This is a genomic window from Streptomyces sp. NPDC060027 (genome assembly GCF_042737005.1).
Classification (GTDB): Bacteria; Actinomycetota; Actinomycetes; order Streptomycetales; family Streptomycetaceae; genus Streptomyces.
Genome location: NZ_JBHWVI010000147.1, coordinates 1 through 22,457, shown reverse-complemented (window position 1 = coordinate 22,457; position 22,457 = coordinate 1). Strand labels below are relative to the sequence as shown.

Sequence of the window (22,457 nt, the reverse complement as noted above, 5' to 3'; positions counted from 1 at the left end):
GCCGCCGGACAGGGCCTCGGGCATGCACCGGCCGCACCCGCCCGGGGTATCCACCGGACCCGTCCCGGCCCGGCCCGCGGGCCCGCACCGGCACCCGTCGGCACTCTTCGGCACCTTTCGGTATCCGTCGGCCGTGCGGACATGCCGGACTCCCGTGGGCCGCGCACGGGTGCGGGCCCACGGGAGTCACCCCGGCTCGTACGGGATCCGGGACCGGCTCAGGCGGCCCGCGGGGTGCGGCCGGCCGCGCCGGTGGTGAGGACGGCGAGCAGTGTTCTGGCCTGCACGTTGACGTAACGGCTGTGCCCGGCGAGCCAGTTCAGCTGTCCGGGGGTGACCCAGTGGAAGCCCGGCGGCGGCTGCGCGGGCGTGGTGGCCTCGTCGGTGTCGACGATCAGATAGCGGCTCTCGGCGTTCAGGAACCGGCCGCCCTCCTCGGAGTGGACGGCCGAGTACCGGACGCGGTCCTCGGGCGCGTCCAGCATCAGGTCGAGGAACGGCGGGCGCGGCCCGGGGACCGACGGGGGGTAGTTCGCCGGAGCGCACTGCACGGTCGGCGCGAGCTCGGCGGTGTCGAGGAAGCCGCCCTCCACGCGGGCGTGCACCAGGACGTGCGGGACGCCGTCGAAGACGCGGTGGGCGAAGCCGACGATCCCGCTCTCCACCGGTTCGATGATCGGCTGGGTCCAGCCGGCGACCTCACGGCCCGCGCCCTCGACCGACACCGCCACCACCTTGAAGAACCGGCCGTCGGCCCGGCCGATGGCGTGCTCGTCGGCCTGCCATCCGGCGACCTCGCGCAGCGGCATACGGCGCACGCGCACGTCCTGGCGGGCCCGTTCCGCGGTGAACCAGGCCAGCAGGCCGGAGTCGGAGGACAGCGCCCGGGGTTCGGCGGGCGCGGTCGGGGCGCTCGCCAGCACGGTGCGCGCGTCCATGTTCACGATGTTGTCCCGGCGCAGCAGCTGCGTGATCTGCCCCAGGGTGAGCCAGCGGAACGCGTCGTCGGCGGGGACGTCGCCGTCCGTCTCGACGATCATGTTGCGGTTGCGTTTGCGGTAGAACCAGGCGCCGTGCTCGGACTGCAGGACATCGGTGAGCACCCGCTCCCGGCCGGGTTCGACGAAGTGCTCCAGGTACTTCACCGCCGTCCCGCCGTGGGCCTTGGTGTAGTTGCTGCGGGTGGCCTGCACGGTGGGGGAGAGCTGCACCAGGTTGGGGTTGCCGGGTTCCATCTTCGCCTGCATGAGGAAGTGCAGGACCCCGTCGAACTCCTTGGCCAGGATGCCCAGGATGCCGATCTCCGGCTGCACGATGATCGGCTGCTGCCACTGGGTGCCGGGCCGTTCGACGTGCAGGCCCTCGATGGTGAAGAAGCGTCCCGACCGGTGCCGCAGGTCGCCGGTGTCCGGCGCGAACGACCAGTGGTCGAGTCCGGCGAACGGGATGCGCCGGACCGTCGTCCCGCCCGAGCGCCGGACCCGCTCCAGCCAGCCCGGCACGTCGGATGCCGCCATGTGGACGCCGTCGGCCGTCGCGGCCGACCGGGCCAGCCTCTCGCGGATCCCGGCCCCGGAGCGGGGGACCAGCCGCGCCGGGGCGCTCATCGCCGGCCGTCCTGGTCCGCGGCCTGCTTCCACCACTGCGGGTTGTCGCGGTACCAGGCGACGGTCTCCGCCAGGCCGGTGTCGAAGGAGGTGAGCGGCAGATGGCCGAGCTCCCGCTCGATCCTGCCCTGGTCCAGGGCGTAGCGCCGGTCGTGGCCCTTGCGGTCGGTGACGTGGCGGATCATGTCCGGCCGTGCTCCGCACAGTTCGGCGAGCCGGTGGGCCAGCGCCAGGTTCGCCAGAGCGGTGCCGGCGCCGATGTTGTAGACCTCGCCGGCCCTGCCCCGGGTCAGGACCCGGTGCACGGCCCGGCAGTGGTCGTCCACGTGCAGCCACTCGCGGACCTGGCCCCCGTCGCCGTAGACGGGGACGGGCTGTCCTTCGAGCAGCCGGGTGATGGCGAGCGGGATGAACTTCTCGGGGTGCTGGTAGGGGCCGTAGTTGTTGGAACAGCGGGTGACCGAGACGTCCAGGCGGTGGGTGCGGAAATAGGCCAGGGCGATGAGGTCGGAGGCCGCCTTGGACGCCGCGTAGGGGGAGTTGGGCAGCAGCGGGGACTGCTCCGTCCACACCCCCTCCTCGATGGAGCCGTACACCTCGTCCGTCGAGATGTGCACCACCCGCCCGACACCGGCCGCCAGGCACGCCTCCAGCAGCGCCTGGGTGCCCTCCACGTTGGTCCGTACGAACGCGGCACCGCTGGCGATCGAACGGTCCACATGGCTCTCGGCCGCGAAGTGCACCACCGCGTCCTGGCCCCGCAGCACACCGGCCAGCAGGTCCCGGTCGAGGATGTCCCCCCGCACGAAGGTGAGCCGCGGATGGGAGGCGGGCAGGTTGTCGCGGTTTCCCGCGTACGTCAGCAGGTCCACCACCGTGACGTGCGCGTCCTCGAATCCCGGATAGCCCCCTTCGAGCAGGGTCCGTACATAGTGCGAGCCGATGAACCCGGCTCCGCCGGTGACGAGGATTCTCATACGACCACATCGCAGTCGGAATTCCACGCTCGAAGCATGTGCCTTTTCCCTTTTCGACGAGGGGACGGATACCGCTCGGTCCGCGCTGGAGAACTGCCTGATTCCCGGTCGTCCTCGGGCCGCCGGATTCTTTGCCCGACGCGGCCCCCGGTCCCGGGGAGGGGACCGCCTGTCACCCAGTCCCGTCCGGCGAGGCTAGGCCGCACACCTAAAAGCCCCCTCGAAACGGACTCGAGGAGGCTTTCAGAACTGCCTGAGCGTGTGCCGGGCTGGGTCAGCTGTCCTGCAGCAGCCCCAGAACGTTGCCGTCGAGGTCGGTGACCGTGGCCACCAGCCGGCCGCCGCCGACGTCGGTGGCGGGGCTCTTGACCGTGGCCCCCGCGGCGGTCACCTCGGCCAGCTTCGCCTCGATGTCGGGGACGTGCCAGTAGGCGACCGGCGAGGTGATGTCCTGCGCCCCGGCCGGCACCAGCCCGATGTGCTGGCCCGCGAGGTCGAAGCCGACATAGAACTCCGAGTCGGTCTGCGGCTCGATGCCGAGCAGCGCGGCGTACACCTTCTTCGCCGCGGCCACGTCCGCCACGGGATGCAGGACGGTCTTGATTCCCTGAATGGCCGAGTCAGCCATTTCCACTCCTGGGGGGTTGGGATTTCGTGACCCCATGCTAGGAAGATCCGCGGCCGCGATGCATCTCCGCACCCGATCGCTCCAGCGGGTTTCCAGCCACTCTTGACCCGAAGTGGACAGCCCCTTGCCAGGCTGCGAGCGCGCTGAATTCAGGAGGGGAAATCACGTGAAAAAGCTCGCATGGGTCACAGCGGTGGCCGTGGCCGGTCTGCTGGGGCCGGCCGTTCTCCCGGCGGCGGCCAAGGACACGGCCCGACCGGCCGCTCCGGCCGCCTCGACCATCGCCTGGTCGCCGTGTCCCGACACCGACCCGGTCCTCGGCAGCCTGCTCAAGGGCCTGGACTGCGGCACGGTCCAGGTACCGCTCGACTACGCCGCCCCCGGCGGCCGGCAGATCAGCCTGGCGCTGACCCGGGCCGTCCACACGGCCCCCGACAGCCAGTACCAGGGCGCCGTGGTCCTCAACCGCGGCCAGTGGCCCGGCGGCATCGGCCGCGACCTGCCCACCCGCTACGCCCAGGGCACCACCGGGCTGGCCAAGGACGTCGGCGCCGCCTACGACTGGATCGGCTTCGACCCGCGCGGCGTCGGCGCCAGCGAACCGTCCGTGGTCTGCGACAGCGACTACGTCTACCCCGGGCACGCGCAGCCCGCCTCGGTGCCCGCCACGCCCGCCGCCGAGCAGGAATGGGCCGACCGGGCCCGCGCCTACGCCAAGAGCTGCGGCGACACCTACGGCGACGTGCTCAACCACCTCACCACCAAGGACGCCGCCCGCGACCTGGACCGGATGCGGATCGCGCTCGGCCAGGAGAAGATCACCTACTTCGGCACCGACTGGGGCACCTACCTCGGCTCGGTCTACGCCTCGATGTACCCGCACCGGGTCAAGCGGATGATCCTGGACAGCGTGGCCCGGCCCAACGGCAAGTGGTACAAGAACAACCTCGCCAAGAACGAGACGTCCGAGACGAACGCCCGGATCTTCTTCACCTGGGTCGCCCGGTACGACGCGGTCTACCACCTGGGCACCACCGCGGCCGAGGTCGAGGCGAACTACTACCGGGGCCAGGACGCGCTCGGGGCCGCCCCCCTCGACGGCAAGATCGGCCCGTCCGAGTGGGCCGACGTCTTCGAGCCGGTCGTCTACCGCAACTGGACCTGGCTCTCCCGGGCGAAGGTGCTCTCCGACTGGGTGGTGCGCCATGACCCCGCCTCGCTGCGGGCCACCTACTCAGACCCGGGCTTCCCGCACCAGAACCGGCACGCGATGACCAACGCCGTCCAGTGCACCGACGCCTCCCAGCCGCGCAACTGGAGCCGCTGGCACAAGGATTACTCCCGCCAGTACGCCGCCGGGAACCACTTCCTGACCTGGACCAACGCCTGGTACAACGCGCCGTGCGCGTTCTGGCCGGTGCCCGCGCAGAGTCCGCAGAAGGTCGGCGCCCCCTCGGTGAACGTCCTGCTGGTGCAGCCGGAGTTCGACACCGCGCACGGCACCACCGGCGCCGTACGCACGCACAAGCTGTTCCCCAACTCCCGGCTCGTGCTGGAGCAGGGCGGCCACAACGTCGGCGCGGCCCTGTCGGCGAACAACAACGCCTGCCTGAACACCTTCGTCGGCGACTACCTGCGCGACGGCACCCGTCCCGCCTCCCGCAAGGGGACCGACGCGACCTGCCAGGCCTCCCCGGACCCGGTCCCGGCGTCCTGAACCACCGAGCGGCCCCGCACCGTTGAGGGTGCGGGGCCGCTTCCGCCGCCGCTTCCACGGCCGCCGCCGCCGTTGCGGGCGGCGCCCGGCCGCCGCTTCCACTCAGCGCACCGCGGGCACCGCCCCCGCCCCGAGAACGCCCGCGGACACCGCCCCGGCCCCCGGCACGCCCGCGGGCAGTGCGGCGGACCGCAGCACGTCCGCGGGCGCCGTGCCGGCCCGGTGGGCGGCGACCAGGTCCTCCAGGGTCCGTGTCATCTCGTTGGGGGAGGGCATGGCCAGCACCTCCTCGCTCAGCCGCCGGGCGTTCGCCCGCAGCCCCTGGTCGTGGAGCAGCCGCTCCAGCGCGGCCCGCACCCGCGGCCCGTCCGCCTCGGCGGGCTTCATGGCCAGCCCCGCCCCCGAGCGTTCCAGGCAGCGGAGTTTGAGCGGGACGTCGAACGCCCGGCTGACCAGCAGTTGCGGCACGCCGTAGCGCAGGGCGCAGCCGAACGACCAGGTGCCGCCGTGATGCACCATGGCCGCGCAGGTCGGCAGGACGTCGGCCAGCGGCACCGACTCCACCAGACGGGTGTTGGCCGGCACCCGGTCGAGCCGGTCCTGGGACTCCCGCGGCAGGGTCAGGATCAGTTCCATCTCCAGGCCGGCCGCCGAGTCGAGGATCTCCTGGATCCGTTCCACGGGCAGCAGCTGCCGCACCGGACCGTCGTTGACCGCGTCCCCGAAGGTCATCAGGACCCGCGGCGCCCGCGGCGGTTCGGCGATCCACCGCGGCACCACGGCCGGCCCGTTGTAGGGGACGCACTGCATGGGCAGCGTCGTCGCCCGCTCGTCGGGCCGGAACGCCCCCGGCAGCGGGTCGATGGTGAACTGCCCGTTCACCAGCTCCTCGGAGAACGCGCAGCCGTACTTTCCGGCCCAGCCGGCCAGCCAGTCGCCGAGCCGGTCGGCGCGGTCGTGCGGCGGGCGCAGCGCCTGCGCGTGCAGGAAGTCCTCCCGCATGCGGGAGTAGACGTCGACGGAGTACAGCACCCGGGCGTGCGCGGCCCCGACCGCGGCGGCGGCCACCGCGCCCGCGAACGCCTTCGCCCCCCACAGCACCAGATCGGGCCGCCACGCCTGGGCGAAGGCGACCAGTTCCTCCATCATCGAGTCGTTGGACCGCCGGGCCTGCGGCAGCACCAGGTCGTCCATCACCCCGGTGACCTGCTCCCAGCCCAGCCGCGCACGGTCGGGCCCCAGTTCGAACAGCGGGCCGAGTCCGTCCTGCGGGGACTTCCGCGCGCCGGACGGGGCGGCGGCCGCCGCCTGGCGCCGCTCGTCGCGCCGTCTGCGCAGCTCCGGGCTCTCACCCGGCCCCACGCCCAGGCCCGTCAGCCCGGCCCCCGCGACGGCGTCCAGGAGATCGGGCCAGCCGGCCACCCGCACCTCGTGCCCGGCCGTCTGCAGCGACCACGCCAGCGGAACCAGGTTGAACAGGTGCGTCTTGAACGGGAACGGCACGATGAGAACCCGCACGGCGGATCTCCTTCGGGTCAGGGGCGAGGGGGGTGTGGCGCGGTCGACGGCACGCGTCGACGCCCCTGCCATCCTGATCACGTATCCCGTACGGGGCTTCTCCACGTTTGCCCATTGGCACCGGTGGCGGCGGTCACCACGAAGGTGACAGCGGCGACCACCACCGCCGTCGGCAGGGGTCCCGCCAGGTCGCACAGCGCGCCCGTGGCCAGGATGGACACCACCACTCCCAGGGGCAGCAGGGTGGCCCGCAGCGTCAGTACCGCCGGCAGCTGCGCGGCCGTGGCCACCGCCAGCAGCCGGTTGTTGTAGTGGACGTAGGCGACCTCGAACAGGACCAGGAACAGCGCGTACAGCGCCAGCGTCGGCGCTGTGCGCCCGGCCAGCAGCGCGGCCAGCAGGAAGGGCATCGGCAGCAGCGCCCACGCGGCCGAGGGCAGCTGCCCGAGGTGGCGCTGGGCGGGCAGGGCCGCCAGCGACCCGGCGAACACGGCGACCGAGGAGACGGCGACGAAGACGCCCACCAGCCGGGTCCCGCCGCCCAGCACCTGCAGCGGGATCACGGTGACGGCCACGGTGTGGAACCCCTGCCAGAACGCCACCAGCAGGAACCGGGCGAACAGCCTGCGCAGCACCGGGTCCTCGACCCGCAGCCCCCCGGCGGACACCCCGCCCCCGGCATCCCCGGCGCCCCCGGCGCCCCCGGCGTCCCCGGCACCCGCGGTGTCCCCGGCACCCGCGGTGTTCTCGGCGTCCGCGGTGTTCTCGGTGTTCCGGGTGTCGGCTGCCTTCGCGCGGGCGTTGCCGGCGGGTGCCGGCAGGGCCCAGGCGAGCAGCGCGGACAGCACCAGCAGCGCCGCGTTCACCGCGACCAGGCCCCGCAGCGGCAGCACCGCGGCGGCCGGCCCCGCCAGCGCCGCCCCGGCACTGACCCCGGTCAACTTGCCGATCTCGGCGAAGGTGTTGGCGCGCTCCAGCCGCTCGGGGACGACGGCGGCACGCAGCACGACCGAGGTCGCCGAGCGGGTGAGCGCCTCGCAGAACCCGCGGACCAGGACGAGGACGGTGGCCACCGCCAGCAGCGCGCGGCCCGGCACCGCCAGGGCGGCCAGCGTCAGGACGAGACTCGCGGCCTCGGCCGCCCGCACCAGGTGCTCCGGGGCGCGCCGGCGCAGCAGCGAGTTCAGCGGATGGGCCAGCAGCAGCGCGGGCAGCCACGGCGCACTCAGCACGGCCCCGGCCAGCAGCCCCGAACCGGTGACCGATCCCACGTGCGTGGACAGGCTCACCAGAAGCAGAAAACTCCCGCACGCGTTGACGAACAGCAATACGGGAGTGAAATTCGGTGAACGGTGTACCGCGGGAAGAAAAGTCGATGTCATCACGTACCCCTCCAGGGGCCGGAGGATGCCAGAGATGAACACATTTCAGCGAGAGAGGCCCCTGCCTATCGTGAACATATGACAGCAACCACCGGGAACAGCCCGTGCATCGTGATGGTCGATGCCTATGCCGCCGTCCGTTCACTCGTTCTTGAATTCAAGAAGCAGGGATGTTCGGTCGTCCGTGTGCAAAGCACACGCGACGTTCCGTTCGTGTACCGGTCGGCGCCTTTCGTCCGCGACGACTTCGTCGCCGACATCGTCCACGACGGCGACGTGGCGGCCACCCTCACCGCCGTCGCGGCGTTCACCCCCCTCGCGGTGGTCTCGGGCGGCGAGTCCGGGGTGGAGTTCGCGGACCTGCTCGCCGAGCGGCTCGGCCTGCCCGGCAACGGAACCGCCCTGAGCACCGCACGGCGCGACAAGCACGTCATGATCGAGACCGTGCGCGCCGCCGGCCTGCGCGCGGCCCGGCAGCTGCGGGTCACCGACGCCGCCGAACTGGCCGCCTGGCACCGCGAACTGGGCGGACGCGTCGTCGTCAAACCGCTGCGCAGCGCCGGCAGCCAGGGCGTCTCCTTCTGCGACACACCCGAGGAGTCCACCGCCGCGTTCCGTTCCCTGGCCGGCACCGACGACGTCTTCTCCCGGGCCAACGACGGGGCCGTGGCGCAGGAGTACCTCCCGGGCACCGAGTACATGGTCAACACCGTCAGCCGGGACGGCCGCCACCACGTCTGCGACATCTGGCGCACCAGCCGCGTCAGCGCCAACGGCGTCGTCGACCTGTGCGACGCCCTCGCGCTGACCGACTCCGGCGACCGGGCCGTCGCACCGCTGAGCCACTACGCCTTCCAGGTCCTGGACGCCCTGGGCATCCGCCACGGCCCCGCGCACGTGGAGATCAGGATGACTCCCGCCGGACCGTGCCTGGTCGAGGCCGGCGCCCGGATCGCCGGCGGCGGCATCCCGGCCAGCGCCGGCCTGGGCATCGGCGCCTCGCAGCTGGAGTGGACCGTCGAGGCGTACCTGCGTCCCGAACGGTTCCACGCCCGCGCCCAGCGCCCGTACACCCTGCGCCGCCATTGCGCGATCGCCGGCATGGTCTCGCCGGTCCAGGGCGTGCTCAGCCAGTACCGGGGCATCGAGGAGATCCAGCGGCTGGAGAGCTTCCACGCCCTGGCGACCCCGGTCAAACCGGGCCAGGACATCGTCCCCACCGTCGACGACCTGACCTACCCGGTCATCGTGACGCTGCTGCACGACCTCGAGGAGGTCGTGCAGCGCGACCTGAACACCATCCGCCACCTCGACGGCACCGGCTTCTACGTCCTGGACGACACGGGCTCCCGGCCGTAGCGTTCGACCGCCGCCCGGCAGCAGTTGAACATCACCGCCCCGCGCCGGCCGGCGCCGGGCGCGACCACGCCGGCCGTGGCACCCGGTAGACGAAGCTGACCGCGGTGCGCGGCTGCGCCGCCGTCGTGTTGGGCGCCGAGCGGTGCAGCACCAGCCCGTCGAACAGGACGGCCGACCCCGGCTCCAGCTCCATCACCACCGCCTTGTCCGTGTCCGGCAGGTGCTCGTCGGCCACATGCGGCTCCGTCGCCCGCCGAAGCGGCGCCTGGCCCGGCAGCCGCTCGCTGTCCCCGGAGTGCGGGAGCAGCCCGAGCAGGTGCGAGCCGGGCAGGAACTCCAAGCAGCCGTTGCGGACGGTGGCCGGCTCCAGCGCGACCCACACCGTCACGATGCCGTGCTCCCGCGGGTCGAAGCCGGGCGGCGCGAACGCCATGTCCTGGTGCCAGGGCTTGGCCGAGCCCACCACCGGCGGCTTGGCCCACAGGAAGGAGTTGACCAGCGTGCCCGGGGCGCCGGCGGCCCGGGCGACCGGCCCGCCGGCCAGGTCCAGCGACCGCTGCACGGCGGCGAACTCGGGCACGTGCACATGGATCCGGTCGGCCGAGCGCAGCACCCCCCGCAGCGCCCCGGCCCCCTGCTGCCAGGCCGCCCAGCCGCCGATGCCCGGTGCCTCCAGCACGAAGTCCCCGCCCGAGACGGCACGGTCGCGGGTGAGGTCCTCCAGCGCGCCCACCGCCCGCCGCAGCCGCACCAGCGCGTCACCGGCCGCGAGCCCCGGAAGCCGCACGAATCCGTTCTCGCGTATTCCCCCGGAATCAGTCTCCACCATTTCTCGTCCTCCCTCTCTTGACATCGGATCACCCGCGAACCTACCCGCATGTATCACAGGCCGTTCATGTTCAAGACGAGCCGGACAATGGGCCGTTGCCGTGCCTTCGGCGCCCTGCGTATCCTCTCGGGCCATGAGGCCGTTCGGCCACATCGAAAGCTATTTGCGGAAGGAGTGGAATATGAGCGACCGCACCTTTATGGAGACCCGTGACGCGGACGAGGAGACCAGCAAGTGGTAACCCTCTGACAGCGAAGTACGCGCCGCCCGTACGGAATTCCGTACGGGCGGCACGTCGTCCCGAGAGAGGCAGAAATGGTAGGCAATCGCGTTTCCCACGTCATCGACCTTCCCGCCGACCTGCTGGTGATCGACGACTCCACCGACGACCGCTACTGGGCCTCGGTGGAACGCGTCGTCGACCTGGCCGGGCAGAAGGCGCGCGGAGCCGACGGGGTGCCGCTGCTGGCGAGCCTGGTGGCGGCCCACCCCGAGTGGCCGGTGCGCGCCGGCGCGGTGCGGCTGCTGGCCGCCCACCACGCGGACGATCCCGCCGCCGCCACCGCGGTGGCCGCCGCGACCCACGACACGGTCGACTGGGTCGCCTTCACCGCCCTCAAAGTCATCACCCGGTACCGGATCGCCGCCGCCGTCCCCGACCTCATCCGTATCTCCGGCTGGCCCAGCAACTTCACCCGGCCCGACTGGGCGCGCAAGCCCGTCGGCTGCGGCGCGGCGCTGACCAAACGCGCCCTCATCGCCGTCTTCGGCACCCGCGACCCCGCCGAACTGCGCCGCCTGGAGGACGAGTACTTCACCGACATGCGGGCCACGATCAGCGCCGCGCGCAGCCGCCCCCGCCGCCACGACGACGTCGTCCTCGTGCCCGCCGGCCCGGCGATCATCGGCGCCGACGAGAAACCGGACGCCTTCCGCATGGCCCAGGACGACAGCACCCTGCGCGCCGTGGACGTGCCCGCGTTCCTCATCGACCGCACCACCGTCACCAACGCCCGCTACCGCGTCTTCCTCGACGAGGTCGGCGACTCCGGCGAGTTCGACCACCCCGACCAGCCCCTTCAGCGCTCCCACCGCCCCGCGCACACCCACGACCCGCGCTTCAACGCCCCCGGCCTGCCCGTCGTCGGCCTCGACTGGTACGACGCCTACGCCTTCGCCAAGTGGGCCGGCGGCGCCCTGCCCAGCGAGGTCCAGTGGGAGAAGGCCGCCCGCGGCACCGACGGCCGCCGCTACCCCTGGGGCCAGGACTGGGACCCCGCCAAGGTGAACTACGTCGAGCGGTCCTTCGGCGAGCAGGTGAGCGACCTCGACTCCCTCGAAGCGCTGCTGCTCACCGTCGAACAGGGCACCGACCCCGCCCACCCGGTGCTCGCCGCCGACGCCCTCCCGCAGGGCGCCAGCCCCTACGGCGTGCTGCAGATGTCCGGCAACGTGTGGGAACTGACCCGCACCAACTTCTACACCGGCCAGGACATGGACCCCTTCTTCCAGGGACGCCACCCGCTGGACTTCATGAACCGCAAGGACGCCTTCCACGTCCTGCGCGGCGGCACCTGGACCTCGCCGCCGACCTGCCTGACCACCTTCTACCGCGGCAAGGACCTGATCACCGACCGGCACAACGAGGTCGGCTTCCGCTGCGTGTACGAGACGAGCACCTGATGCGCCTGACCTCGCTCGGCCACGCCGCGGTCCTTCTGGAGACGGGCGGCGAGCGGATCCTCTTCGACCCCTGGCTCACCCAGCGCCTGGACCGCTTCTGGGAACACCACCCGCCGCTGCCCGGCGACCTGGTCCGCCAGGTCCTCGACGACGGCGTCGACTACGTGGTCCTCAGCCACCACCACTTCGACCACCACCACTTCCCCTCCCTGCGGCAGCTGGCCGACGGCGCCGACGTGGACTTCGACGACAGCCCCCGCCAGAGCTCCGCCGTCACCTGCATCTACCCCGCCGGCCCCGTACCGCCGCGGCTGACCGCCTCCGGGCTCGGACACCAGGCGATCGCCTGGACCCTGCGCCGCCTGGGTTTTGAACACCTGCACCCGGTGACCCCGGGCGACACCCTCACCCTGGGCGCGGCGACCCTGCGGACCTTCCCCTCGGCCGTGCCGTTCCCCGAGATGAGCGTGCTGGTGCAGACCGCCGACGCGGCCGTCATGCTGTGCGGCGACGCGCTCCTGCACGAGGCGACCGTGGCCGCCTTCCGCCGCGACGACGCGCCGCGGCTGGACGCCGTCCTCGTCCCCGCGCACAGCGTCTCGCCGCCCGGCGTGCTGACCGAACGCCGCCCGCCGGCCGACCCGGACGCGGTCCGCGCCCGCGCCACCGCCACCTTCGACCGCTACGTCGAGGCGATCCCCGCCGCCGTGACCGTGCCCTCCTCCTTCGGCTGGCGCGTCAGCGGCGACGGCGCACGCGACTACTCCTGGTGCAACCGGACCATGTTCCCCTTCACCCCCGTCCAGGCCCTGCGCCGGCTCGGCGAACTGGGCCGCGACGGCCTGCTGTGGGGCCCGGGCCAGGTGCTGGAGGTGAGCGACGGCAAAGCCGCCCTGACCGACGGACCCGTCGCGCCCGCCGCCTACGACTTCGACCAGCTCTACGCCGAGGTGACCCTCGACCCGGCCACCCCGGTACCCCCGTTCGACGCCGCCACCGACCGCCACGGCCGCCAGAGCCGCACCTGCGAAAGCCTGCTGCGCGAACTCCTGGACCGCCTGGTGGCCACCGACTACTGGTACCGGTCCCTGGACCACGGCGCCGGCCGCCACGTCATCTCGCTGTACGAGGACGACGGCACCCAGACCTCCTACCTCCTCGACCCGGTCGCCGACCGGGTGACCCGGCTCGGCGAAGGCCCCGCCCGCGCCCACCTGGCCGGCGGCGAGGGCTGGACCGAGACCGCGGCCAGCACCCTGGAGGCCCTCCTCGACGCCGACCTGCTGTTCGGCAGCTCTTTTGGCCTGTGGGCCAGCGACGGCGTCCTGCTCTCCGCGGTCTTCCACCACCCGTCCTTCTACACACGCCACGTGGACCGCGCACTGCGGGAGGCGAACACCCCGTGAACACACCCGCCGTACTCGACCACGAGAGCACCTGCCTGCGCGGCAACCCGCTCGGCGACCCCCACCACCGCCGCATCGAGGTGCACCTGCCGCCCGGATACGACGGCGTGCGCCGCTACCCCGTCATCTACTGGCTGCCCGGATTCGGCGCCCACCCGAGCCTCGCCAACCCGGCCCTGGCCTTCGGCACATCCGTCGCCGACCGCCTGCACCAAGCGATGACCGACGGCCGGGTACCACCCGCCCTGCTCGTCGTCCCCGACTGCACCACCGCCTACGGCGGCTCGCAGTACCTCGACTCCGCCGCCTGCGGCCGCTACGCCGGCTACCTCGCCGAAGTCGTCGCCGAAGTGGACCGCCACTTCGCGACCCGCCCCCAGCCCGCCTGGCGCGCCGTCGGCGGAAAATCCAGCGGCGGCTACGGAGCCCTCGTCGCCGGCATGACCTCCCCGCTGTTCGGAGCGGTCATCGCCTGCTCGCCCGACGCCGGCTTCGAACACAGCTATCTGCCGCTGCTGCCCGCCACCCTCGACACCATCCGCGCGGCGGGCGGCGTCGACGCCCTGCTGGCCCGCCGCGACAGCGGCCCGCACGACGGACCCTTCATGGTCGCGATGAGCATCATCGCCATGGGCATGTGCTACGCCGACCGGCCCGGCACCACCCCGGCGGACGCCCTGCCCTGCGACCCCGTCACCGGCCTGTTCCGCGACCGGGTGTGGAGGCGCTGGCTCACCCACGACCCGGTCCGCATGCTGGCCGCCCACACCGCCCCGCTCACCCGACTGGGCCTGCTCCACCTCAGCGTCGGCGAACGCGACGAGTACGGCATGCACTGGGGCGCCCGCGCCCTGCACGCGGCCCTCGACACCCACCACGTCCCCCACGTCTACCAGGAACACGCGGGCGGCCACCACGGCATCGAGCACGTCTTCACCGACGCGCTCGCCCACCTGTGGCAGACCTGGCGGCACCGGCAGGAACCGGAGAGCGACACGTGTGCGGCATAGCGGGCTTCATCAGCCTGGACGGACGGCGCGACGCCGCGTGGCTGGACGCCCTGGGCCGGACCATGACCGACGCCATGGCACACCGCGGCGAGGCCGCCCGCGCCCCCTACGTCTCCGCGTGCGGCACCGTCATGCTGTGCGCGACCCGCCTGGCCGTCCGCGACCGCACCGAGGCCGGCGACCAGCCGATGACCGACCCCACCGGCCGCATCACGCTGGTCCACAACGGCGAGGTCTACGGCTCCCGTTCACCCGCACCACCCCTGTGGCCGCGCCGCACCACCTGCGACACCGAGTTCGTCCTCCAGCAGATCTGCCGCCACGACGACCCCGGGGCCGCACTGCGCCCGCTGGACGGCATGTTCGCCCTCGCCTGGCACGACACCACCACCGGCCGCGTGGTCCTGGCCCGCGACCACTTCGGCGTCAAACCGCTCTTCTACACCGTCACCGAAGGCGCCCTGCTGTTCGCCTCGGAACAGGGCGTCCTGCTGCGCACCGGCCTGGTGACCCCCGAGGTCGACCCCGAGGAATTCGTCCTGCGCTCCTGGATCCGGATGGACGCCGCCGACGACCACACCTGGCTGCGCGGCATCCACTCCCTGCAGCCCGCCGAATACCTCCTCCTGGACCGCCCCCACACCAGCACCCACCGCTACTGGAAACCCGCCGCGGTCGACGACCCGATCCAGCCCGAGGAGATCAGGGCCGCCTTCGACCGGGCGATCCAGCAACGGTCCGTGTCCGACGTCCCCCGTGCCGCGGTCCTCAGCGGCGGCGTCGACAGCACCGCGATCGCGGCCGCCCTGACCCGCACCGGAGTACCCCTGGACGCATACGTGCTGCGCTACCAGGACGGCATCGGCGGCTCCGGCGACGACGTCACCTACGCCACCGAGGTCGCCGGCCGTCTCGGCGTCCCGCTGACCGTCTGCGACCTGGACCGCGACAGCGCCGCCGCCCTGGTGCCCGTCCTGCCCACCCGGCTGATGCGGCCGCTGCTGCACGGCGCCGAACTGGCGATGCACCACCTCTACCGCACCATCGCCGACGACAAGAACGTCGTCGTCTACTCCGGACACGGAGCCGACGAACTCTGGGGATACCAGGCCGGCCGCTACTTCCCCGTCGTCGACCCCTACGCCCCCACCTACATCCACGGACGCCACTACCTCACCCACCGCCTGCACGCCGACGAACGGCCCGTCTGGGCCGGCCTCATCAGCTGGATGGCCCACGAACTCGACGTCGACATGACGACGGTGACCGACCGGGTGTGGGAACGCACCCTGGACGAATACCGGGCGCTCAAGACCGCCTCCCCCCTCAAACGCGGCCGGCACCACCTGATGCGCCGCTTCCTGGTCTACGTCAACGACATGGTGGACGCCACCTCGGCCACCTTCACCCTGGAGGACCGGCCCGTCTTCCAGGACGTCACCCTGACCGAACTGGCCTTCCGCTGCCCCGAACACCTCAAGGACACCAACCAGCCCGGCACTCACAAAGGCCTCCTCAAAGCAGCCCTCGCCGACCTGCTGCCCGACTCCGTGCGCGCCCGCCGCAAACAGGGCTTCCCCAGCCCCGCCGACCCCGGATACACCCGGCGCCTGACCGAACTCGCCGACGCCCTGGGCAGCCCCTTCGGCCTGCCCGCACCCCCGGCCGCCCTGCGCGCCGAACTCGGCGTCGGCGAATGGATGTTCCTGGCATCGGCCTCCGCCTGGACCGACCACCTCACACAGCTCGCAACCCACCCGAGGAGTCACGGTGAGCCCCTCCGTCCCCCGATGGCGCCCGCAGGCCCTGCACCACGCGGCCGACCTTGACCCCGTCCCCCCGGTGCTGGACGAGACCCGCGCCCAGCCCTGGTGCACCTTCGTGCTCTGGCAGCCCGCCGAACTGCCCCGGGGCTGCGACACCCGCACCGGCACCCTGCGCCGCGAGGCACCCCCCGGCCGCGTCGACACCACCGGCCGCACCCCCTGGAGCGACGCCAACCCCTCGGGCTACCGCACCGAGATCTCCGGCGGCGGACGCAGGCTGCGCCTCAAGCAGTTCCTCTACGACTGGGCCTTCCCCGCCGCCGACCACCCCTGCCTGTGGGGCAGCGAGACCCGCCCCCACGAGATCGGCCAGGACCGCGTCGTCTGGCTCGGCATCGACTACCTCGGCCACCGCGCCGGCAGCGCCCGCATGGCCCGTACCACCGTCGAACTCTCCGTACTGGAAGGCGAGTTCACCGACGACGAGATCACCGCCCTGTACGCCGCCCTGCGCCCCGCCGTGCCCGAGGCACTGCCCCGGATACTGGCCACCCCGTTCTCCGAACTCAGCTACTGGGCCCGCCACCCGGCCGAGACGGTCGCGGTGCCCACCGGCGTCTTCGACTTCCAGCGGCGCGGACGCACGCACGAGGGCCACTGGATCCCCTCGGCCGACCTCACCGCCTTCCTCGGCAAACAGGGAATCCCGCTCGCCGCAGGCCCCTTTCACGCCGACAGCGCCGCCGTCTTCGGCGACGGCGCCACCGTCCGCGAACTCGACGTCGTCTACGCCACCCCGGCCGGCGGCGAACTGCGCCTGACCGCCCAGCGCACCGGCGGCGGACGCCTCCACTTCCCGCCGCGCCGCGACAAGCACCCCGCCACCGAAGAGACCCGCGACCTCGGCGGCCGCCCGGTCCATCTCGGCTGCCTCAGCGCCGAGTTCGGGGCCTGCGACGCCTGGTGGCAGCACCCCGACGGCTACGACCTCAGGCTCCTGTCCAGCGCCGGCAAAGACCTGGGACGCGAGACGTTCTTCACCCTGCTCACCCACATCGACGCCGGACTGCGCCTGGCCGGCAACGCGGAGGTGCTGGGATGAGCGGGCAGGAGCACCCGGCCCTCGCCCCCGTCACCGAAGGCTCCGCCGACACCCGCGCCGAAGAGGGGAGTTCACCGCGAGGGCCGGTCCCCGGACCCGTGACCGGCGGTGCGGACCGTCACCGTGCCGCCACCACCCGCCCGGGCAAGGGGAGTTCACCGAAGCGGCCGGTCCCCGGACCCGTGACCGGCGATGCCGTCAACGGCCGCCCGGACCGGGACGCCTCGCGGGGGCGGGCCGTCGTCGACCCCGCCACCGGCCGCGTCCTCACCCGCCTGCCCGACACCGACGCGCCCGGCGTCGCCGACGCCGTGGCCCGCGCGGACACCGCGTTCCGCACGGTCTGGGCCGACACCTCCCCGGCCCGCCGCGCAGGACTGCTGCGCGAACTCGCCGGACTGCTGCGCGAGGACCGCGACCACCTCGCGGCACTGGAACGCGGCAACGCGGGCAAGCCCACGGCCCGCGCCACCGCCGAGGTGGCCTTCGCCGCCGACGTCGTCGACTGGTTCGCCGCCGCCGCCCGCTACCCGGTGGGGGAGACCCACCCGGCCGCCCCCGGCCTGCGCACCTACACCGACCGGGTCCCGGTGGGCGTGTGCGCGGCGATCTGCCCGAACAACTACCCCCTCCTGCTGGCCGTCTGGAAGATCGCCGCGGCGCTCGCGTACGGCAACACGGTCGTCGTCAAACCGGCACCCGAGACACCGCTGTCCGTCCGCCGCCTGGTCGAGAGCGCCGACGGCCTGCTGCCCCCCGGCGTGCTCAGCGCCGTCCACGGCGGAGCGGAGACGGGCCGGCTGCTGTGCGAGCACGCGGCGGTCGGCATGGTCTCCTTCACCGGCTCGACGGCGGCGGGCCGCGAGGTCGCCCGGCGCTGCGCGGACGGCCTCAAGCCCGTCTCCCTGGAACTGGGCGGCAAGAGCCCCGTCGTGGTCTTCCCCGACGCCGACCTGGACGCGGCCGCGCGGGCGGTCGTCGCCGGCTTCACCGGCAACACCGGCCAGATGTGCGTGGCCGGGACCCGCCTGATCGTCGACCGGGCCGTGCACGAGGAGTTCGTCGCCCGCGTCGCCGAACTCGCCGGCGCCCTGTGCGTCGGCCCGCCCCAGGACCCCCGCACCGATCTCGGCCCGCTGATCAGCCGGGCGGCCGCCGACCGCGCCGCCGAGGCGGTGAAGGAGGCGGCGGAACGGGGGGCGCGGGTGATCCTGCCGCCCGGCCGCCGCGAGGTCCGAAGCGATCTCGACGGCGGCTTCTACGTCCACCCGGTCATCGTGGACGGCGCCCCCTTCGACACCCGCGCCTGGCGCGAGGAACTCTTCGCCCCGGTGCTGTCCGTCGCGGCGTTCGACACCGACGCCCAGGCCCTGGACCTCGCCCACGACACCGCGTACGGCCTGTCGGCCTCGGTCTGGACCGGCGACGCCGACCGGGCCGAGCACTTCGGCCGGGCCCTGCGCGCCGGCATGGTGTGGGTCAACACCTGGGGCGACACCGAGGAGACCGTCAGCGTCTCGGGCATGGGCCAGTCCGGCTACGGCCGCGAACTGGGCATCCACGCGGTGGAGGGCTACACCCGGCCCCGCGCCGTCTGGGTGGCCCACCGGCCGGGACGGTAGACCACGATGCCCCGCCCCGCCGCCGCCCGACAGCCCCCGGCCGGGCAGCCCTTGATCCAGCCCCCCGCCTCCCCGCCGCCCCCCGCCGCGCAGCCCCCGACCCCGCGGCCCGCCGCCTCACGGTCCTCGACCGTGCAGCCCTCGGCCTTCCGGCCCTCCACCCGGCGGCCTGCGACCCGGGACCGTCTCTCCCGCCACCCCGCCACCCCACGGCTCCCCACAGCGCAACCCGCCTGCCCGCGGCTCGACTTCCGCAGCGACACCCGCACCGTGCCGGACGCGCGGATGCGCGCGGCGATGGCCCGGGCCGAGGTCGGCGACGACGTGTACGGCGACGACCCCACCGTCGCCCTCCTCGAACAGCGGGCGGCCCGAATGCTGGGCACCGAGGCCGCCCTGCTCACCCCCACCGGCACGATGGCGAACCTGCTCGCCCCGCTCGCCGCGTTCGGCCCCGGCACCCCGCCGCCGCGCCTGATCGCCGGCGCCGGCACCCACATGGCGTTCCTCGAATCGGCCGGACTGCGCCGCTTCGCCCGCATCGAACTGACGCCGGTGGCCCAGCACTTCGACGGCCTGCCCGACCTCGACGCGCTGGCCGCGCTGCTGTCCGCCCCGGCCGGCCGGCCGACCGTGGTCTGTGTGGAGAACACGAGCATGATGCACGCCGGCAACGCCCTGGACGCCGCGGCGACGCGCGCGGTGGCCGCGCTGGCCCACCGCCACGGCGCGCACTTCCACCTCGACGGCGCCCGCCTCGCGAACGCGGCCGTGGCCCTGGACGTCCCGCCCGCCCAGCTCGCCGGACCCGCGGACAGCATCGCCTTCTCGGTCTCCAAAGGGCTCGGCGCACCGGCCGGCGCTCTGCTGTGCGGAACGTCCGCGTACATCGCGTACGCCCGCGAGCTGAGGGGATGGCTGGGCGGCTCCCTGCACCAGGCGGGAGTCGTCGCCGCGCCCGCGCTGATCGCGCTTCGCCGCCTGCCCGACCTGGCCGCCGACCACCGAAGGGCCGCCGCGCTCGCCGACGGCCTCGCCGCGCTGCCCGGCGTCACGGTCATGCGCCCGCCCCGGCCGACCAACATGGTCATGGCGCGCCTGGCCGGGCTGAGCGCGCAGGAGTGCGCCGCGCGCCTGGCCGGCCACAACGTGCGCGTCCTGCCGCTGCCCAACCATCATGTGCGCTTCGTGACGCACCGCGCACACGACATGATCGGTGTGCGCGAGGCCGTCGGCGCCGTGACGGCCGTGGCCGCCGGGGCCGGCCGACGGCCGACGGAGAACTCCCGTACGGGGAGCTCTCCCTGACACCCTGGAGGAAGACATGACGGACGTGCCACCGCGTGGACCGCAGGAGCGGCTGCGCGACACCCGCGCGAGGCTGGAGAACGACGTCGACCTGTGGGTCGCGACCGCGGGCGCCTCCGGCGGCGTCCACCTCGTCCCGCTCTCCTACCTCTGGGACGGGACCGCGTTCCTCGTCTCGACGCCGCGGACCTCGGTCACCGGCCGCAACCTGCTGGCCGACGCCCAGGTGCGCCTGGGCCTCGGCCCGACCCGCGACGTCGTGATCGTCGACGGCGTCGCGGAACCGGTGGACATCGCCGACCTCGGCGACAAGGCGGCCGACGCGTTCGCGGCCAAGACCGGCTTCGACCCGCGCCAGGAGACCGACGCGCCCTACCAGTACTTCCGGATCCGGCCGCGCCGCGTCCAGGCCTGGCGGGAGGCGAACGAACTGGCGGGACGCACCCTCATGCGCGACGGCGCCTGGCTCGACTGACCACCCGGGCACCCCGGCCCCTCGCCGCCGCCCGCCCCTCACCGTCGCTGTCGCCGGGCCGCCGTCGGCCGGTCGGCCGTGCGGCCGGTCAGCCGACCGGCCGTGCGTGGCCGGCGGCGGCGAGGTCCAGTCGTTCTTGACCGGCGCTGAAGAGCGCTTTGACAGGCTGCGACAGGCAAGGCATCTGTCAATCCTGGAGGGGCGAATATGGGAGCCATCGAGGTTCCGGTCCTGATCGTCGGCGGCGGCGGATGCGGCCTGTCCGCCTCCGTCTTCCTGTCCGACCAGGGCGTCGATCATCTGCTGGTGGAACGGCACCCGGACACATCGAGGATTCCGAAGGCGCACTATCTCAACCAGCGCACGATGGAGATCTTCCGCCGGCACGGCATCGCCGACGACGTGTTCGCCGAGGCGGCGCCGCTGGAACTGTTCGGCAAGGTGCGCTGGCAGACCACGCTCGCGGGCGACGGGCCGATGGACCGCCGCCTGATCCATGAGATGGATGCCTTCGGCGGGGGCGCACTGCGCGAGAGCTACGCGAAGGTCGGGCCCGTCCTGCCCGCCAAACTGCCGCAGATGTGGCTGGAGCCGATCCTGCGCCGCCACGCGGAACAGCGCGGCCCCGGCCGCGTCCTGTTCCACCACGAGGTGACCGGGTTCTCCGACGAGGGCGACCACGTCCTGGCCGAGATCCGCGACACGGAGACCGGTGAGACCACCACCGTCAAGGCGCAGTACCTCATCGGCGCCGACGGCGGACGCATGGTCGGACCCGCGGTCGGCATCCGCATGGAGGGACCGCCATCACTGGTCAACACCACCACCGCGTACTTCTCCGCCGACCTGTCCCCGTGGTGGGAGGAAGGCACGCTCATCACGCACTTCCTCAGCCCCGAGGACCCCGACCTGTCCAGCAACCTCATCGAGATGGGACCGAGCTGGGGCAAGGCCTGCGAGCAGTGGGGCCTGCACTTCGCCCCCGGCCCGCCCGGCCGCTGGGACACCGAGACGGTCATACCCCGCATCCGTGAACTCCTGGGCCTGCCGGACCTGGAGGTGACCGTGCACAAGGTGACGGACTGGATCGTGCACGCGCACCTCGCCGACCGCTACCGGGTCGGCCGGGTACTGATCGCCGGTGACGCCGCGCACCGCCAGCCGCCCGCCGTCGGACTCGGCCTCAACACCGGCATCCAGGACGTCCACAACCTCGCGTGGAAGCTGGCCGCGGTGCTCAGCGGCCGCGCCCCCGACAGCCTGATCGACACCTACGAGGCCGAACGCCGGCCCGTGGGCCGGGAGAACGTCGACTGGGCGACCTCCGCCGCCGTCCACCACCAGGCCCTCATGGACGCCATCGGGGTGGGCCACAACATCCCCGCCGGGCGCCGCGGACAGCGGCTGGAGTCCTACTTCGACCCGTCCCCGCTCGGGGACACCGTGCGGACCCGCGCCCTGGAGATGTTCCACACCCACCGCGGCGGATGCCAGGCGCTCGACATGGAGGTCGGCTTCGCCTACGAACAGGGCGCGATCGTCCCCGACGGCAGCGAGCCGCCCGCACGCGTCCCCATGCGCGATGAGCACCGGCCCACGTCCCGCCCCGGACACCGGCTGCCGCACGCCTGGATCACCCGGGACGGTGAACGCCTGTCCACCCACGACCTCACCACCCCGACCGCCTTCACCCTGATCACCGGCCCGCAGGGCACACCGTGGTGCGAGGCGGCCGCGAAGGCGGCGCAGAAGTTCTCCCTGACCGTCAGCACGGCCCGCATCGGTGCCGGCGCCGAGTTCGCCGACGTGGACGGCGGATGGGAGACCGTCCGGGAGATCACCGACGCCGGCGCGCTCCTGGTACGCCCCGACCAGCACATCGCCTGGCGCGCCACCGGCGCCGGCGAGGACCCCGAGCAGATCCTCACCGAGGTCTTCGCCGCCCTCCTGGACCGCTGAACACGCCGGGCAAACCACGCCGGGAACACGCACCGGGAAACACACGCCGGGCAAAACGCGCCGGGGAACACGAAAAAGGGGGGCCGTGCCCGATCACCGGGCACTGTCT

General features: G+C 73.1%; 17 protein-coding genes. 11 read left to right on the top strand and 6 right to left on the bottom strand.

What is annotated here, in order from left to right; all coding sequences use genetic code 11:
- Window positions 1–218: 218 nt before the first annotated feature.
- The 3 genes from ACFWBT_RS29435 to ACFWBT_RS29425 all read right to left on the bottom strand — a co-directional run bounded on the left by ACFWBT_RS29435 (window position 219) and on the right by ACFWBT_RS29425 (window position 3,212).
- Window positions 219–1,607, bottom strand: a complete 1,389-nt coding sequence (locus tag ACFWBT_RS29435) for an NDP-hexose 2,3-dehydratase family protein (protein ID WP_385705800.1) — start codon at window positions 1,605–1,607, stop codon at window positions 219–221.
- On the bottom strand, window positions 1,604–2,584 hold the full coding sequence (gene rfbB, locus ACFWBT_RS29430; RefSeq protein ID WP_385705798.1) for a dTDP-glucose 4,6-dehydratase: 981 nt from the start codon (window positions 2,582–2,584) through the stop codon (window positions 1,604–1,606). Before rfbB ends, ACFWBT_RS29435 begins: the two co-directional genes overlap by 4 nt.
- A 274-nt stretch (window positions 2,585–2,858) precedes the next feature.
- A complete protein-coding gene (locus tag ACFWBT_RS29425; protein ID WP_266766265.1) occupies window positions 2,859–3,212 on the bottom strand; it encodes a VOC family protein in 354 nt (117 codons plus the stop codon).
- A 166-nt stretch (window positions 3,213–3,378) separates the two neighbouring features.
- Here ACFWBT_RS29425 and ACFWBT_RS29420 point away from each other — a divergent pair, with 166 nt between their 5' ends.
- Window positions 3,379–4,929, top strand: a complete 1,551-nt coding sequence (locus ACFWBT_RS29420; RefSeq protein WP_385705795.1) for an alpha/beta fold hydrolase — start codon at window positions 3,379–3,381, stop codon at window positions 4,927–4,929.
- Between the two features lie 102 nt (window positions 4,930–5,031).
- Here ACFWBT_RS29420 and ACFWBT_RS29415 read toward each other — a convergent pair whose 3' ends face one another.
- Both ACFWBT_RS29415 and ACFWBT_RS29410 read right to left on the bottom strand, forming a co-directional pair.
- On the bottom strand, window positions 5,032–6,447 hold the full coding sequence (locus tag ACFWBT_RS29415) for a nucleotide disphospho-sugar-binding domain-containing protein (protein WP_385705794.1): 1,416 nt from the start codon (window positions 6,445–6,447) through the stop codon (window positions 5,032–5,034).
- 77 nt (window positions 6,448–6,524) lie between these two features.
- The gene (locus tag ACFWBT_RS29410) at window positions 6,525–7,829 is read right to left on the bottom strand and encodes an MFS transporter (RefSeq protein WP_385705792.1); all 1,305 of its coding nucleotides are present in this window, start codon (window positions 7,827–7,829) and stop codon (window positions 6,525–6,527) included.
- A gap of 78 nt (window positions 7,830–7,907) precedes the next feature.
- Between ACFWBT_RS29410 and ACFWBT_RS29405 the strand changes: the two genes are divergently transcribed.
- The gene (locus tag ACFWBT_RS29405) at window positions 7,908–9,188 is read left to right on the top strand and encodes an ATP-grasp domain-containing protein (protein WP_385705790.1); all 1,281 of its coding nucleotides are present in this window, start codon (window positions 7,908–7,910) and stop codon (window positions 9,186–9,188) included.
- Window positions 9,189–9,219: 31 nt separating this feature from the next.
- Here the strand turns inward: ACFWBT_RS29405 and ACFWBT_RS29400 are convergent, their stop codons facing one another.
- Window positions 9,220–10,017: a phytanoyl-CoA dioxygenase family protein gene (locus ACFWBT_RS29400; RefSeq protein ID WP_385705789.1), complete on the bottom strand. Its 798-nt coding sequence runs from the start codon at window positions 10,015–10,017 to the stop codon at window positions 9,220–9,222.
- A gap of 315 nt (window positions 10,018–10,332) precedes the next feature.
- Between ACFWBT_RS29400 and ACFWBT_RS29395 the strand changes: the two genes are divergently transcribed.
- The 9 genes from ACFWBT_RS29395 (at window position 10,333) to ACFWBT_RS29355 (ending at window position 22,348) form a co-directional block, all read left to right on the top strand.
- Window positions 10,333–11,700, top strand: coding sequence for a formylglycine-generating enzyme family protein (locus ACFWBT_RS29395; protein ID WP_385705787.1), 1,368 nt, complete (start codon window positions 10,333–10,335; stop codon window positions 11,698–11,700).
- Window positions 11,700–13,106, top strand: a complete 1,407-nt coding sequence (locus ACFWBT_RS29390) for an MBL fold metallo-hydrolase (protein WP_385705785.1) — start codon at window positions 11,700–11,702, stop codon at window positions 13,104–13,106. The genes ACFWBT_RS29395 and ACFWBT_RS29390 overlap by 1 nt, the downstream gene beginning before the upstream one ends.
- Complete coding sequence (locus ACFWBT_RS29385) at window positions 13,103–14,116, top strand: alpha/beta hydrolase-fold protein (RefSeq protein ID WP_385705783.1); 1,014 nt, start codon at window positions 13,103–13,105, stop codon at window positions 14,114–14,116. Before ACFWBT_RS29390 ends, ACFWBT_RS29385 begins: the two co-directional genes overlap by 4 nt.
- Window positions 14,104–15,945 (top strand): asparagine synthetase B family protein, encoded by a 1,842-nt coding sequence (locus ACFWBT_RS29380; RefSeq protein ID WP_385705781.1) that lies wholly within the window; start codon window positions 14,104–14,106, stop codon window positions 15,943–15,945. The genes ACFWBT_RS29385 and ACFWBT_RS29380 overlap by 13 nt, the downstream gene beginning before the upstream one ends.
- Window positions 15,887–16,984, top strand: a complete 1,098-nt coding sequence (locus tag ACFWBT_RS29375) for a hypothetical protein (protein ID WP_385705779.1) — start codon at window positions 15,887–15,889, stop codon at window positions 16,982–16,984. Before ACFWBT_RS29380 ends, ACFWBT_RS29375 begins: the two co-directional genes overlap by 59 nt.
- Window positions 16,981–18,606 (top strand): aldehyde dehydrogenase family protein, encoded by a 1,626-nt coding sequence (locus ACFWBT_RS29370; RefSeq protein ID WP_385705777.1) that lies wholly within the window; start codon window positions 16,981–16,983, stop codon window positions 18,604–18,606. Before ACFWBT_RS29375 ends, ACFWBT_RS29370 begins: the two co-directional genes overlap by 4 nt.
- A gap of 132 nt (window positions 18,607–18,738) precedes the next feature.
- Window positions 18,739–19,914: a threonine aldolase family protein gene (locus ACFWBT_RS29365; protein ID WP_385705775.1), complete on the top strand. Its 1,176-nt coding sequence runs from the start codon at window positions 18,739–18,741 to the stop codon at window positions 19,912–19,914.
- A 16-nt stretch (window positions 19,915–19,930) separates the two neighbouring features.
- On the top strand, window positions 19,931–20,389 hold the full coding sequence (locus ACFWBT_RS29360) for a pyridoxamine 5'-phosphate oxidase family protein (RefSeq protein WP_385705773.1): 459 nt from the start codon (window positions 19,931–19,933) through the stop codon (window positions 20,387–20,389).
- A gap of 207 nt (window positions 20,390–20,596) precedes the next feature.
- On the top strand, window positions 20,597–22,348 hold the full coding sequence (locus ACFWBT_RS29355; RefSeq protein ID WP_385705771.1) for an FAD-dependent monooxygenase: 1,752 nt from the start codon (window positions 20,597–20,599) through the stop codon (window positions 22,346–22,348).
- Window positions 22,349–22,457 lie beyond the last annotated feature (109 nt).

Excerpts from the sequence above, each read along its gene's own strand:
- ACFWBT_RS29435 (WP_385705800.1), bottom strand. The coding sequence starts at position 1,607 with ATGAGCGCCCCGGCGCGGCTGGTCCCCCGCTCCGGGGCCGGGATCCGC.
- rfbB (WP_385705798.1), bottom strand. The coding sequence starts at position 2,584 with ATGAGAATCCTCGTCACCGGCGGAGCCGGGTTCATCGGCTCGCACTAT.
- ACFWBT_RS29425 (WP_266766265.1), bottom strand. The coding sequence starts at position 3,212 with ATGGCTGACTCGGCCATTCAGGGAATCAAGACCGTCCTGCATCCCGTG.
- ACFWBT_RS29410 (WP_385705792.1), bottom strand. The coding sequence starts at position 7,829 with ATGACATCGACTTTTCTTCCCGCGGTACACCGTTCACCGAATTTCACT.
- ACFWBT_RS29405 (WP_385705790.1), top strand. The coding sequence starts at position 7,908 with ATGACAGCAACCACCGGGAACAGCCCGTGCATCGTGATGGTCGATGCC.
- ACFWBT_RS29400 (WP_385705789.1), bottom strand. The coding sequence starts at position 10,017 with ATGGTGGAGACTGATTCCGGGGGAATACGCGAGAACGGATTCGTGCGG.
- ACFWBT_RS29395 (WP_385705787.1), top strand. The coding sequence starts at position 10,333 with ATGGTAGGCAATCGCGTTTCCCACGTCATCGACCTTCCCGCCGACCTG.
- ACFWBT_RS29390 (WP_385705785.1), top strand. The coding sequence starts at position 11,700 with ATGCGCCTGACCTCGCTCGGCCACGCCGCGGTCCTTCTGGAGACGGGC.
- ACFWBT_RS29370 (WP_385705777.1), top strand. The coding sequence starts at position 16,981 with ATGAGCGGGCAGGAGCACCCGGCCCTCGCCCCCGTCACCGAAGGCTCC.
- ACFWBT_RS29360 (WP_385705773.1), top strand. The coding sequence starts at position 19,931 with ATGACGGACGTGCCACCGCGTGGACCGCAGGAGCGGCTGCGCGACACC.
- ACFWBT_RS29355 (WP_385705771.1), top strand. The coding sequence starts at position 20,597 with ATGGGAGCCATCGAGGTTCCGGTCCTGATCGTCGGCGGCGGCGGATGC.